Genomic DNA, 14077 nt, shown 5'->3' on the forward strand with positions numbered 1-14077 from the left:
AGACATTGGCGTCAGGCACGGGAACAGGTATCAACGTTGTGCAGATTGAATCTCAACAACCCTAAAGTCAAGCCTGACGTCCTTCCTATTCAGAAGGAAAGGAATGGATATGCTTGACTTTCTAGAAGACGCTATCGACCAAATGCGTGTGATATCAATCACATACGCTCCGGGAGATCGGGTAATTGAACCTCATGCTCTCGGAAGAACTCGAGATGGTCATTATGTACTTCGGGCCTATCAAACATCTGGAGCAACCTCTTCAGGCAAGCCCGAAGGCTGGAAACTTTTCCGAGTTGACCGCATATATGATGCATGCGGGCTCGATATGAAATTTGAATTTCCTAGACCTTTATATAACCCGCTAGACTCCGCCATGCGCGGTGGGGTTATCGCTCATCTGTAAAAAAAAGGCCCCGAATTTCGGGGCCTTTTCTCTATTCGATTAGTAGCGGTAATGATCCGGCTTGAACGGACCAGCCTGCGGCACGCCGATATATTCGGCCTGCTCGGACGACAGCTTGGTCAGTTTCACGCCAAGACGATCAAGGTGCAGGGCTGCAACTTTCTCATCAAGGTGTTTCGGCAGGACATAAACCTTGTTTTCGTAGTTCGAGTGGTTTTTCCAAAGCTCGATCTGTGCCAGCACCTGGTTGGTGAAGGAAGCCGACATCACGAAGCTCGGGTGACCGGTTGCGCAACCAAGGTTAACCAGACGACCTTCGGCCAGAACGATCAGGCGTTTGCCATCCGGGAATTCGACTTCGTCGACCTGCGGCTTGACGTTGTCCCATTTGTAGTTCTTGAGCGAACCGATCTGGATTTCGGAATCGAAGTGACCGATGTTGCAAACGATTGCGCGGTCTTTCATCGCACGCATATGGTCAAGCGTGATGATGTCGATGTTACCCGTGGTGGTGACAAAGATGTCGCCGACCGGGGCTGCGTCTTCCATGGTGGTGACTTCGTAACCTTCCATCGCGGCCTGCAGGGCGCAGATCGGATCGATTTCAGTCACAAGAACACGTGCACCCTGGCTGCGCATGGAAGCAGCCGAACCTTTACCCACGTCACCGAAACCGGCAACAACGGCGATCTTGCCGGCAACCATCACGTCGGTTGCACGCTTGATGCCATCGACCAGAGACTCACGGCAGCCATACAGGTTGTCGAATTTCGACTTGGTGACCGAGTCATTGACGTTGATCGCCGGGACCTTAAGGGTGCCTTTTTTCGCCATTTCATACAGGCGGTGCACACCGGTGGTGGTTTCTTCCGACAGACCTTTGATGTCTTCGAGAAGTTCCGGATACTTGTCGTGGATCAGCTGGGTAACGTCGCCGCCATCATCAAGGATCAGGTTCGGCTTCCAGCCGTCCGGACCAGCAATGGTCTGCTCGATGCACCACCAGAATTCTTCCTCGGTCTCGCCTTTCCAAGCAAATACCGGGATTTCAGCAGCAGCAATCGCCGCAGCAGCCTGATCCTGGGTCGAGAAGATGTTGCACGAAGACCAGCGAACTTCCGCACCAAGTGCCGTCAGGGTCTCGATCAGAACTGCGGTCTGAATGGTCATGTGCAGGCAGCCAACGATGCGTGCACCAGCAAGCGGCTGTGCCGCGCCATATTCTTCGCGCAGCGCCATCAGGCCCGGCATTTCGGTTTCGGCAATCGCGATTTCCTTGCGGCCCCAACCGGCCAGCGAGATGTCCGCGACCTTGTAATCGGTAAAGTTCGACATGTTGTCTCCAATCAAACAGGAATGGCGCATCCGCCTGGGATTTTGGTCCCGCCGATACGCCGAAGAATTCTGTTGCGGTCCTATCCCTGACCGCGATAGGTCACATATAAAGATATCTTTATATTGTTTTCAAGTCCTTTTTTGTGTGAATTTGCATCGCACCCAAAAACGGACCAACCCGCGCGCTGCCACGCCCCGCAATCCGGGGCATTCCGCCCACGGACCAACACGGACATAACAGGCACAAAACTGCCCCCTATGTTGGGATGGCGGGCACCCGGAACAAGCTATGAAAGACGGGAATTGTCAGGCGAGGTCGTTAAAATCATCCAGCATCATGGCAATGCGGGCCGAATCCCATTGTTCCATGACGCGGCTGGCCTGATGTTCGGAATTGCGGCTATCAAGGCGCCGCAAGCGCTGCTTGACCAGCAAGATATTGACCGGCGACATCGAAAGATTACGCAAACCAAAACCGATGAAAAGCGGCACATAGCGCGGATCACCGGCCATCTCGCCGCAAACACTGACCGGGATATCACGCTCGCCCGCGACCTTGATCACATCTCGGATCAGGCGCAGCACAGCCGGATGCAGCGGATCAAACATCCCCGCCACCTGATCATCGGTGCGATCAATCGCAAGCGTATATTGCGTCAGGTCATTGGTGCCAATCGCAAAGAAGTCGCTGTCACGCGCCAGTGTATCGACCGCCAAGGCCGCGGCCGGAATTTCGATCATCGCCCCCAGTGGTGGCAAGACATCAGGGATCGGATGCCCATCCTTGCGCAAACGCTTGGCCACCGCCTCATAGATCTGGCGTGCCCGGGTCATTTCATGCACGCCCACCACCATCGGGATCAGAACCCGAACCGGCCCGTGCAGCGATGCCCGCAGGATGGCGGCAAACTGTGCTTCAAGAAGCTCGGTCTTGCGAAGCGACAACCGCACCCCACGCAATCCAAGGGCCGGGTTCGGTCCCGATCCGATTTCATTCTGAAGTGCGACCGCAAGCTTTTCGCCACCGATATCAAGGGTACGAATGGTGACCGGTTTGCCATCCATGCGTTTGACAATATCGGCCAGTTCTTCGTATTGCTCGTCCTCGCCCGGCAGATAGTCCTTGTTCATGAACATGAACTCGCTGCGCAAAAGACCAATGCCGCTGGCGCCATTTTCAAGCGCGGCGGCAAGTTCAATCGGCAATTCGATATTGGCATGCAGGTCGATGTCTATGCCATCGCGCGTCGCGGACGGCACATCGCGCAAGCTTGCCAGCTTTTCACGCGCGGCAAGCCAATCGGCACGGCGTTGGGTGTAATGTTTGATATCGGCAGCCGTGGGCGAAATGATCACTTCACCGCGTCCGCCATCAACAATGATCTGATCGCCACCGCGCACACCGCGCACGATATCAGGTGCGCCAAGGACCGCCGGAATACCAAGGGATCTCGCCATGATCGCAGTATGGCCTTCGGCCCCGCCAAGGGCCGTGACAAAGGCGGTCAGTTGCCCCGGCTCAAAGCGCGCCATATCGGCCGGACTGACATCCTCGGCAATCAGGATGGAGCCCGTGGGCGCATTGTCCATTGCCCGGTCAGTCTCGCCAATCAGACAGCGCATCAGACGCAGGCCGACCTCGCGGATGTCCGTCGCACGGGCTGCGATATAGCTGTCTTCCATGCCCGAAAACTGATCGGCGATTGCATCAATCACATCACTGACCGCATGCACCGCATTGCGCTTTTTCGAAACGATCAGTTCTTCGGCCCCGCGCACCAGACGCGACTGGGTCAGCATGTGGATATAGGCATCCATCAGGAAGCCAAGTTCCTCGGACGCAGCACTTTCGGCACTCGATGATTGGGATTTCAGGCGTTTGAGCTGATCAATGCTTTCGGCAACACCATCATGAAGGCGCTTGCATTCGGCCTCGACGGCATCATCGGCAATTGGCTTGCGATTGACCTGGATGATCTGGCGATCAAGGACAAAGGCGCGACCGATAACAATCCCGCCCGATGCGCCCAACCCGGTGATGACCCGCCGGACGCCCGTGGTGTTTTCATCTGAAACGGTTTGGTCTGTTGGAGGAACTTGCAAGCCTTCTTAGCTACCAACTCGTTTTATTGTTATCCCGGAACTCAGACTCCCCGACCTAAGTGTCGGCCGGATGGGTCTTATTCTTCGTCGAACTTGGCATCAACCAGTTCGTTCAGCGCATCAATCGCCTGTTTGGCATCCGGGCCGGTCGCTTCGACCTCGATCTCGGTGCCGATCGATGCTGCCAGCATCATCAAGCCCATGATCGACACACCCGATACTTCGGTGCCGCGGTTGCGCACCATGATGCTCGATTGAAATTCACCTGCCAGTTTAACAAATTTCGCAGCCGCCCGCGCGTGCAATCCGCGCTGGTTGCTGATTGTTAAAGTGCGTTTTTCCTTCTGCGCCATGTATGTCCCCGCAAGCCAGATGCGCTGTCCCCGTGCATCCGGCCCTGTTCTTTTTGTTGCTGACTTATTCCTCGCCGCTCAGCAGACGCGACGCGACGTTAATGTATTTACGCCCCGCATCCTGGGCCGCATTGACCGTTTCGGCCAACGTGCCGTCGATGCGAACAGATGCCAGCTTAATCAGCAAAGGTAAATTAACCCCTGCGATAACTTCGACATTTGCCTGTTCCATAATGGAAATCGCCAGATTGGACGGGGTACCGCCAAACATGTCGGTCAAAAGGACAACACCTTTGCCGCTGTCGACCTTTTCGACGCTGGCAAGAATGTCTGCGCGGCGTTGTTCCATGTCGTCATCCGGTCCGATACAGACCGCTTCGACATTTTCCTGTTCGCCAACAACATGCTGCAAGGCAGATACGAACTCTTTCGCGAGATCGCCGTGGGTGACCAGCACCATCCCGATCATGCAGTTTTCTCCATTTTATCACTCCCCCGTGGTCGGCTCGTCCGGTTTATCCCGATGACTGAGATGTGTGTCATATCCCAGATCGGCAATCCAGTCATTGAGTAACCGCGCGATATAAACCGAACGATGTTGACCACCCGTACATCCGACCGCAATGGTCAGATAGCTTTTACCTTCCTGCGCATAACGCGGCAAAATAGGCTCCAGCATTGCCTTCAGGCGGCTCACAAACCCGGCGAAATCCGGGTCTTCTTCTATATATTGCCCAACTGCCGCATTCATCCCGGTCATCAGGCGAAGCTCGGGATCATAATGCGGGTTGCGCAGAAAGCGAACGTCAAAAACAAGATCGGCCTCGGCCGGCACGCCCTGACGGAACGAAAAGCTGCGCACAAAGATCGCCATGCCTTCGTTTTCGCCAATATCAAACTGGTCCTGCAGGATCTTGCGAAGCTCGGCCGATTTAAGCCGCGATGTATCGATCCGCATATCCGCCGTGGCGGCAATCGGCGCCATCAGGCGTTTTTCATGCTCGATCGCATCGACCAGCGGCCGATCGTGGCTCAGTGGATGCGGGCGTCTGCTCTCGGTAAAGCGGCGCTGCAACACGGCCGTATCCGCATCGACATAAATCATCAACGGATCCATGCCGGTCTGATTGCGCAAACGACCGACAATCTCGACAAACTGATCAACGCCGAAATCACGCGTACGGATATCAAGGCCAATCGCAATCGGCTGTTCCGGGCGGCAGTCGCTGGGCACCAGCGCCGACAACATCCGCAGCGGCAAGTTATCGACCGCATCAAAGCCGAAATCTTCAAGGATTTTAAGGGTGGTCGTACGCCCGGCACCGGACACCCCGGTCACAAGAACCAGTCCGCTTTTGCCATCAAACGCGCCAAGGGCCGTATTCTGACTGTCAGAAGAATTCTGCGAAGTTTTCTGCAAAACAGGGTCCTGTGGATTACGGTTCAAGGGTCATTTCACCGGTCGCGAGCGCCAAAGCTACTCCAATCTTTGCCTCGATGGCCAGATCGGATGCACATAATGTCCAACACGGTATCGCAATGCCACAAAACTCTTCGCTTGAAGGTTCGGGCATGCGTTCGACATTGGTCGGATCATCCGTCAAATCGATCAGAACCCTGACGTCGCCCTCGGGTTTTTGCGGCAAACCGCGCACAATCCCGATGCCGCGCACTTCACACAATCCGGCAATCGGATCAGGTGCGCTGGCAATCAGGCGCCTGTCGCGCGCGATCAGGTCGGTTCGATCATCAGAAACAAGAAAGCCGCCCGTCTGTATCAGACGCAGCGAAAGCCCGGATTTTCCCGATCCGGATGGTCCGCGCAGCAGCACCGCATGGGCACCGATCCGGACGCAATTTGCATGAAGCTGGGACATAATGAAAAAAACGATGCTTGGCAGGCGTCGGGTTGTCAAACCCCAAACGTCGCAAGCGTGATCGACTTAACCTCACCCATAGGCAAATCGCTGTTTTGCGCTTGCAAAAAACTTAATCAAGCGGCAGGCGAATGGTAAAGACCGCCCCTTTGACCGCATCATTCACAACGCGATTCTTTGCGGAAAGCTCGCCGTTATGAGCTGCAATGATTCGCTTGGAAATCGACAATCCAAGCCCCGAATGCTGGCCAAATTTCTCGGTCGCGGGCCGCTCGGTATAGAACCGGTTAAAGATCGCCTCTTCCTTGCCGGGCGGAATGCCGGGGCCGTCATCCTCAATCGTGATCACTGCCCAATTCTTGTCGCGCCAGGCACGCACGCGTACCTCGCCCCCTTCAGGCGTAAAGGTGATCGCATTGGAAATCAGGTTCCTGAAGACCTGTGTCAGGCGGCTTTCAAGGGCCGGCACATTAAGGTTCTCGGGCACGGAAACCTTGACCGGCGGGCCGTCGACATCAGCGTTGTAAAGCTCGCCCAGCGTATGCAGCAGCACACCAAGATCGACTTCCTCGCTTTCGGCGCGCGACAGTTCGGCATCCATACGCGAATAATCCGAAATATCACTGATCAGGCGATCAAGGCGCTGAACATCCTCGGCGATGATTTCCATCAGCCGGCGCTGGCGTTCCGGGTCTTTCAAACGCGTGGCGGTTTCCACGGCCGATCGCAGCGAGGTCAGCGGGTTCTTGATCTCATGCGCAACATCCGCGGCAAACCGTTCAATCGCATCCATGCGGTCCCAAAGGGTTTCGGTCATATCGCGCAGTGTCGTCGACAGATCGCCAATCTCATCGCGGCGATCCGACAGATCGGGGATCGCGAACTGGCGATTTTTGCTGCGCCGGACCCGTTCGGCCGCACGCGCCAACCGGTTCAGCGGTCGGGTAATCACACCGGCCAGATAGATCGACAGCAACACCGTGATGCCAAAGGCAAAAACAAAGATTTTCAGGATATCAAGACGCACCGCATGCAGGGCGTTTTCAATCGACTCCCCGCTTTTGGTCATCATCACCGATGCCAGAACCTGCTTGAAACGTGCCACCGGCACCGACACCGAAAGAACCCGGCGTCCTTCGCTATCAACCCGCACCACGCCACGGGAATAACCCGCAAGGGCTGCGCGCACTTCCGGGTAATCGGCGGCACTCGCCACCGGTGGGTCGACATAAAGTGGCAAGGGCTGCTCACCCTCAAACAATGTCAGTACACCATCGGTCAGCTTGCGCATGATATCGGCAAAGGCATCTTCTTCGCCCGGCGGGGGAAGCTGTTCGGCCTGAATCGTGCCGGTTCCAAGCGACTGGATATTGCGGCTATCGGCCAGAAGGCTGCCATTGGTGGCAAACAGGCGGGTGCGCGCACCGGTAATCCCGACAAGACGGCGCACCATTTCGCGCGCCACTTCGATTTTCACCCGGTTGGTCGCATCATCGCCGGAACTGACCGCCGATGTCGAAAGGGCGGCGGCATACATTTCCGCCTGCACCGCCATGGCTTCAAGTTCGGAATGAATAAGTTCCTGTTTGTAGCGACCCAGATACAGGATACCCGCCACCAGCACGAAAAGTGCCAGCGCATTCACGGCCAGAATCCGCCAGGTCAAAGGCGAAAACAGCCCGTGGCGTTCCTCTATCCGTGTCGTCCGTGTTTCGGACGGAGCTGCGTTCTGGTCGTGATCACCAGTCCCAAGATCGCTCATTCAAACCTGCAATAACCGGCCCGCGAAACCGGGCCTGCAAACAATGCGCGCCGGAGCGTGATGCTCCGGCGCGTCAGAAATTCCCGATCAGCCAGCAACAGTGGCCGAGTCACGATAGCGATACCCAACGCCATACAGCGTTTCGATTTCCTTGAATTCCTTATCGGTCTCGCGGAACTTCTTGCGCAGGCGTTTGATGTGGCTGTCAATTGTGCGGTCATCAACATAGATGTGCTCGCCATACGCCGCATCAATCAGCTGGTCACGGTTTTTAACGTGGCCCGGATGTTTGGCAAGTGCCTGAATCAACAGGAACTCGGTCACGGTCAGGTTCACATGCTGACCTTTCCAACTGCACATGTGGCGTGACGGATCAAGAACCAGATCACCGCGCTGCAGAACGTCATCCGACCCGTTCGGGCGGACACCACCGGCGCGCATGATTTCCGCGCGACGCAGAAGGGTGCGAATACGTTCGATCAACAAACGCTGGGAAAACGGCTTTTTGATATAGTCATCTGCACCCATGCGCAGGCCGGTCAGCTCATCAACCTCGTCATCTTTCGATGTCAGGAAGATCACCGGCATTTCGGTTTTCTTGCGCAGGTGGGTCAGAAGCTCCAGTCCGTCCATACGCGGCATCTTGATATCAAGCACCGCCAGATCAGGCTCTTCTTTCGTGATGGCATGAAGTGCTTCCGAACCATCAGAATATGTCAGGACCTCATATCCTTCTTCTTCCAACGCCATCGACACAGACGTCAGGATATTCCGGTCGTCATCAACAAGTGCGATCTTACTCACCTGGACCTCATCTACTGGACAGATACAATTCACTCATTCGTGTGGTGACTATACAATTTACATTCCAATGTGGCGAAAAAATAACCGCTTGCGGCATAAATAAGGCCATTCAAATACACACCCCGCAAACCCGTAAGCAGGCCTGTATCTGTTGACTTTATATCGCCACGCTTCCTAATTGGCGTAAACACGTCATCCAAGGCCAAACGCCCGGCACCGCAAAATGATCCCTGTTCACGGAGTAGGTCGCGATTTTCTACTGGTTAAGCAATTTCAGCCGCGGAACCCTGATCTTTGCCGGGACCTTCATTTCGGCAATGGTGATCTGGGCTGCTGTCAGCTCGACCGGCAATCTGACCATCCGCGAACTTGAAAGTACCGGCGAAGCACGGCTGGCGCTTTATGACAGCTCGCTTCGCGCGGCAATCGATCGCTATCGTTACCTTCCTTATGTCGTTGCCCGCCATCATCAGGTCACGCGTGCGATTGAAAATCCCCGCACGGCCCATACCGCCAACCTCTATCTGCAACAGGTCAATGACCAGTCGGGGGCAGCCGCCCTTTATGTCTTGGATCGATCCGGGGAAACTGTTGCCTCAAGTAACTGGAACACCCCGGACAGCTTCGTTGGTGAAGACTATTCCTTCCGCCCCTATTTCAATCAGTCACTGGCCGGACAAGAAGGTTTCTTCTTTGGCATCGGGGTGACCACCGGGCGCGCGGGCCTGTTCATTTCCCACCCGATCCGCCAAAGCGGCGAGGTCATCGGGGTGGTTGTCGTCAAACTCGAACTCGAAGAAGTGGAACAGAACTGGCAGGACGCCGGCGAAACCGTCTTTGTCGCCGATGCCGATGGTGTGATCACACTGACAAGTCACGGCGACTGGAAATATAAAACCCTGTCGCCCTTATCCCCCGCCAATCGCGCCCGGATCGAAAACAACCGGCAATATCCCGGTCGTGACCTGCCGTCGCTTGATGTCGGGCAGCAACTGGCAAAGGGATCGGGCATCGTTGCGATTGATGGCCATCGCTACCTGTTTGACAGCAAACCGATCCGCGGCAGTGCCTGGCGGATTTTCTATCTAACCTCCATGGATCAGGTCACCGACCGGCAAGGGGCGGTCATGCTGATCGCGGTGATTGCCGGCGGCATGATCATTCTGGTCATCCTGTTCCTGCGCGAACGCGAACTCAAACTGGCCTCCCAGCGCGAGGCACTTGAATTCGAACGCATTCAGGCGCTCAACACCCGCCTTGAAGAAGAAATCACCGAACGGCGCAAAACCGAAGAAGAACTGCGCGGCACGCAAAACGAACTGGTGCAGGCCGGAAAGCTTGCCGCCCTGGGTCAGATGTCGGCTGCAATCGCGCATGAAATCAACCAACCGATTGCCGCCATCAGAACATTTTGTGCCAGCGCCAAGCTGATGATCGAACGCGGCAAGACCGAAAAGCTTGATCAGAACATCAGCCAGATCTCGGCCCTGACCGAACGCATGGGCGCGATCACAGGCCAGCTTAAGACATTCTCGCGCAAATCCACCGGCGTTCTGGAGCCCGTCGATCTCAAGGTCGCCCTTGATAACGCCCTGCAATTGCTGAGCCCCCAGTTGCAGCAGGAAGAATGCACCTTTGAACGCAATGAGCCCGAAACCCCGCTGATCATCCGCGCCGACCTTGTCCGGATCGAGCAGATTTGCGTGAACATCATCCGCAATGCCCTTGATGCCATGCAAGGCAGTTCAATAAAGCGCATTCGCATTGATCTTGATGCAACCGAAGCCGATGTCATCATGCGCATTACCGACACGGGACCGGGCATGAACGAAGAAACCCTGTCGCTTCTGTTTGATCCGTTCTTCACCACCAAGGACCCGGGTCAGGGCGTGGGATTGGGACTTTCGGTAACTTATGGCATTGTGCGGGACTTCGGCGGCAGCATAAAAGCCTATAACACCGATACCGCCGGGGCCTGTTTCGAAGTCCGCCTGCCGTTACTCAAGGGTAAAACACCGTGACCACCACCAACCTTGCGCCAACGCAGAACGCAGAAGACGTCCAGATCACACCGCACATCATCATTGTCGATGATGATGAAGCGATGCGTGTCTCGCTGGCCCAATGGCTGGAACTTTCCGATTTTGCCGTCACGGTCTATGAAGATGCCCGCGAAGCCCTGCGCGACATCAACCCGGATTTTGCCGGGGTGATCCTGACCGATGTCAAAATGCCGAAACTTGATGGCATTACCTTTACCCGCTCTGTCCTTGCCGCCGATCCGGATATCCCGATCATCCTGATGACCGGCCATGGCGATGTCCCCATGGCGGTCGAGGCGATGAAAAGTGGCGCCTATGATTTCGTCGAAAAACCGTTCGAGCCCAAAGACATTGTCGAAAGCCTGGAACGCGCCATCGAAAAGCGCCGCCTGGTCATTGAAAACCGCAACCTTCGCCGTCAGATCGCCAGCCGCGGCAGCCTTGATTCCCGCCTGATCGGCAATTCCGTGCCGATGCGCAATCTCAAGGATGAAATTGCCAATATCGCGCCCACCGAAGTCCCGGTGCTGATTTCGGGGGAAACCGGCACCGGCAAGGAACTGGTCGCGCGCGCCATCCATGATCTGAGCGACCGGCGAGATGAAAAATTCGTCGCGGTAAACTGTGCCGCCATCCCCGAAAGCACCGCCGAAAGCGAGTTGTTTGGCCATGAAAAGGGTGCCTTTACCGGGGCGGCTGGCCAACGCATCGGCTGGATCGAACATGCAATTGGCGGAACCCTGTTTCTTGATGAAATATCAAGCATGCCGCTCGCCCTTCAGGCCAAGTTGCTGCGCGTGATTGAACAGCGCGAAGTGGTTCGGCTTGGCTCCAACGCGCCGGTGAAGGTCGATTTCCGTCTGATCTGTGCGACCAACGAAGACCTTGTCGCTGCGGTGGCAGAGCGTACTTTCCGCGAAGATCTGCTGTTTCGCATCAACACATTTGAACTGTCGATCGCCCCTTTACGCGAACGTCAGGATGATGTCGCCCTTCTGTTTGATATCTTTGCCGAACGCGCAGCCGAGCGGTTCGAACGCCCCTATGAGCGTCTGACACCGCTCCTGATCGGACAGCTTCGCGCCCATGACTGGTCGGGCAATGTGCGTGAACTTAAAAACATGGCCGAACGCTATGTCCTTCTGGTCGGAAGTCCCGAGGAACGCTTCAAGCGCCTGTTCAAGGGCGGCTTTGAAACAGCCACCCCACAGACCAGCGATCTGGCCCTGGCCGATCAGGTACGCGAGTTCGAGGAACGCGTCATTCGCGACGCACTTGATCGCCATGACGGCAATGTCAAATCGGTGATGGAAGAACTCGACATCCCGCGCCGGACGCTGAACGAGAAAATGAAAAAACTCAACATCCGGCGCGACAAACCGGTCTAAGTTATTGTTGCAATGCGATATTTTATTCGCACATGCAACAAATAGGCGGATTCTTGCCGATTGATTTCGGTAAATCGGCAAGATTATGCCGAATTGCCAAATCGAAACGTTCTAAGTCATTGATTTGTAATTGTGATTTTTATTTCCGCTTTGGCATACTCATTGCAATTCAGAACACCAAAATGATAAGCTGATAAAAAATGAGGGAGGAGATCTGACAGCCGGTCCGGTTCGGACAATTCAAACGGCTGGCTTAAATCATCTCTCAAATCTGGTTCTGAACTGCGCCCTGCATCTGATCGGCATTTTCTGGCTCGATCCTGATCAGGTGCCCGCAAGGGACCCAAAAACAACAGGCCCGGACCACTGGCCGTCAACGAACGTAAAGAGCCATATTCTTATACGATCTCTTGGATCTATTCGTCGCTTAAGAGTGTTAACCCTAGGGAGGACTATCATGAAGCTCCGTACTCTGCTTACCGCAGCAGCCGCAGCCATGATGCTGACCGCCGCACCCGTGTCGGCACAGCAACTGTCAATCGCAACCGGTGGTACCGGTGGCACCTATTATCCGTATGGCGGTGGCCTTGCGGAACTGATCACCAAATACGTTGAAGGCTCCAGCGCCGTCGCCGAAGTTACCGGCGCATCGGTTGAAAACATGGGCCTGATCGCGCGCGGCGACAGTGACATCGCAATCGGCCTGGCCGATACCGTTTATGCCGGCTTCACCGGCACCGGCAAATTCGAAGGCCGTACCCTTGATAACGTTCGCGCCATCGCGTCGATCTATCCGAACGCGGTTCAGATCGTCACCATGGCAGACAGCGGCATCAACGGCCTTGCCGACCTTAAAGGCAAGCGCGTTTCTGTTGGCGCACCGGGTTCGGGCACCGAAGTTTCGGCCCAGACCGTTCTGAACGCCAATGGCATCACCTATGATGACATCGAAGAACAGCGCCTGAACTTCAACGAAACCGCTGATGCGCTGCGTGACGGCGACATCGATGCCGGTTTCTGGAGCGTTGGCCCGCCCACCAGCTCGATCCTCAACCTCGCAACCACGCGTGACATCAAGCTGATCGCGCTGACCGACGAAGAAATCGTTGCTGCTCTGGATGCAGAACCGACCTTCGCTGCCTACGCTCTGCGTACCGGCATCTACGAAGGCGTTGAAGCACCGGTCAACACCGTATCGACCCCGAACGTTCTGTTCGTAAGCGAAGATATGGACGAAGAACTGGCGTACCAGATCACCAAGACCCTCTTCGAACATGTCGACGAGCTGATCGCCATCCACCCGGCTGCAAACGACACCACGGTTGATTTCGCTCTGAACTCGACCCCGATCCCGATGCATCCGGGCGCGCTGCGCTACTACGAAGAAACCGGTAACCCGGTTCCGCCGCAGCTTTATCCATGATCTTGAATGGAATTGGGCGACCAGCAATGGTCGCCCTTCTTCTCCTGTTAACGGCATGTGCTGGTCCTGCACATCAGGATCACGTCAAGCCCGGCACCGTTATTGATCATCTCGAAGTGATCGGTGCGGACGGGGCACTGCTGGCCAGAACCGAAATTCCACGTCAAACCGGTTGGTGCCTGTATTGGAACCATTCTGTCACCGGTGATGGCGTGATCGACTGTTATGTCGACGATCTTGGCAAGATGGTTCTCCATCGCGCCTATCAGCCCGACTTCGCTGCAGGTCTTGGTCATTACCCGGGTCGTGGTATTCTGACCAGCGCAGAAGGGGGCGGATACTGGATCGAAGATATCGACGAACCTGTGCGCGGCAACGCCTATGTGCTACGCGTGGGGTCACTTGCGGTAAATCATCGCATCGTCACTGACAGTGACGAGATCAACCTTTCAAAGATGGCTGAACACACCCGTGTCACCATCCGCCTTGATACCGGGGAATAAGTTTAATGTCCGAACCGGCACCGCTTCCGTCCATGACGGATAAATTGCCACAGCCACGAATGGTTATGTGGGCAATTTCAA

13 protein-coding genes are annotated in these 14077 nt (G+C 55.7%); 5 read left to right on the plus strand and 8 right to left on the minus strand.

What is annotated here, in order from left to right; genetic code table 11:
- Positions 1 to 109 precede the first annotated feature (109 nt).
- Positions 110 to 406: a WYL domain-containing protein gene (locus CMO10_RS19805; protein WP_363928349.1), complete on the plus strand. Its 297-nt coding sequence runs from the start codon at positions 110 to 112 to the stop codon at positions 404 to 406.
- A gap of 39 nt (positions 407 to 445) precedes the next feature.
- On the opposite strand, the gene ahcY is transcribed toward CMO10_RS19805, so the two are convergent.
- The 8 genes from ahcY to CMO10_RS17500 all read right to left on the minus strand — a co-directional run bounded on the left by ahcY (position 446) and on the right by CMO10_RS17500 (position 8640).
- Positions 446 to 1741 (minus strand): adenosylhomocysteinase, encoded by a 1296-nt coding sequence (gene ahcY / locus CMO10_RS17465; RefSeq protein WP_297024620.1) that lies wholly within the window; start codon positions 1739 to 1741, stop codon positions 446 to 448.
- A 306-nt stretch (positions 1742 to 2047) separates the two neighbouring features.
- A complete protein-coding gene (ptsP, locus tag CMO10_RS17470) occupies positions 2048 to 3844 on the minus strand; it encodes a phosphoenolpyruvate--protein phosphotransferase (RefSeq protein WP_297024622.1) in 1797 nt (598 codons plus the stop codon).
- Positions 3845 to 3921: 77 nt separating this feature from the next.
- Positions 3922 to 4197 (minus strand): HPr family phosphocarrier protein, encoded by a 276-nt coding sequence (locus CMO10_RS17475; RefSeq protein WP_008889057.1) that lies wholly within the window; start codon positions 4195 to 4197, stop codon positions 3922 to 3924.
- Positions 4198 to 4261: 64 nt separating this feature from the next.
- Positions 4262 to 4666, minus strand: a complete 405-nt coding sequence (locus CMO10_RS17480; RefSeq protein ID WP_008889056.1) for a PTS sugar transporter subunit IIA — start codon at positions 4664 to 4666, stop codon at positions 4262 to 4264.
- A gap of 18 nt (positions 4667 to 4684) precedes the next feature.
- Complete coding sequence (rapZ, locus tag CMO10_RS17485) at positions 4685 to 5617, minus strand: RNase adapter RapZ (RefSeq protein ID WP_044830293.1); 933 nt, start codon at positions 5615 to 5617, stop codon at positions 4685 to 4687.
- A 16-nt stretch (positions 5618 to 5633) separates the two neighbouring features.
- Positions 5634 to 6074 (minus strand): HPr kinase/phosphorylase, encoded by a 441-nt coding sequence (locus CMO10_RS17490; protein ID WP_297024624.1) that lies wholly within the window; start codon positions 6072 to 6074, stop codon positions 5634 to 5636.
- A 112-nt stretch (positions 6075 to 6186) separates the two neighbouring features.
- Positions 6187 to 7836, minus strand: coding sequence for a stimulus-sensing domain-containing protein (locus CMO10_RS17495; protein WP_297024625.1), 1650 nt, complete (start codon positions 7834 to 7836; stop codon positions 6187 to 6189).
- 87 nt (positions 7837 to 7923) lie between these two features.
- Complete coding sequence (locus CMO10_RS17500; RefSeq protein ID WP_082049906.1) at positions 7924 to 8640, minus strand: response regulator transcription factor; 717 nt, start codon at positions 8638 to 8640, stop codon at positions 7924 to 7926.
- Positions 8641 to 8957: 317 nt separating this feature from the next.
- Here CMO10_RS17500 and CMO10_RS17505 point away from each other — a divergent pair, with 317 nt between their 5' ends.
- The 4 genes from CMO10_RS17505 to CMO10_RS17520 all read left to right on the plus strand — a co-directional run bounded on the left by CMO10_RS17505 (position 8958) and on the right by CMO10_RS17520 (position 13996).
- Positions 8958 to 10661: a sensor histidine kinase gene (locus CMO10_RS17505; protein WP_297024627.1), complete on the plus strand. Its 1704-nt coding sequence runs from the start codon at positions 8958 to 8960 to the stop codon at positions 10659 to 10661.
- Positions 10658 to 12070, plus strand: a complete 1413-nt coding sequence (locus CMO10_RS17510; RefSeq protein ID WP_297024629.1) for a sigma-54-dependent transcriptional regulator — start codon at positions 10658 to 10660, stop codon at positions 12068 to 12070. Before CMO10_RS17505 ends, CMO10_RS17510 begins: the two co-directional genes overlap by 4 nt.
- Before the next feature lie 457 nt (positions 12071 to 12527).
- Complete coding sequence (locus tag CMO10_RS17515; RefSeq protein ID WP_297024630.1) at positions 12528 to 13493, plus strand: TAXI family TRAP transporter solute-binding subunit; 966 nt, start codon at positions 12528 to 12530, stop codon at positions 13491 to 13493.
- Positions 13494 to 13519: 26 nt separating this feature from the next.
- Positions 13520 to 13996 carry a DUF1850 domain-containing protein gene (locus CMO10_RS17520; protein WP_297024632.1) on the plus strand — a complete coding sequence of 159 codons (477 nt, stop codon included), beginning with the start codon at positions 13520 to 13522 and terminating at the stop codon, positions 13994 to 13996.
- Positions 13997 to 14077 lie beyond the last annotated feature (81 nt).

The sequence above is a fragment of the Thalassospira sp. genome (assembly GCF_002709775.1).
Lineage (GTDB): Bacteria > Pseudomonadota > Alphaproteobacteria > Rhodospirillales > Thalassospiraceae > Thalassospira.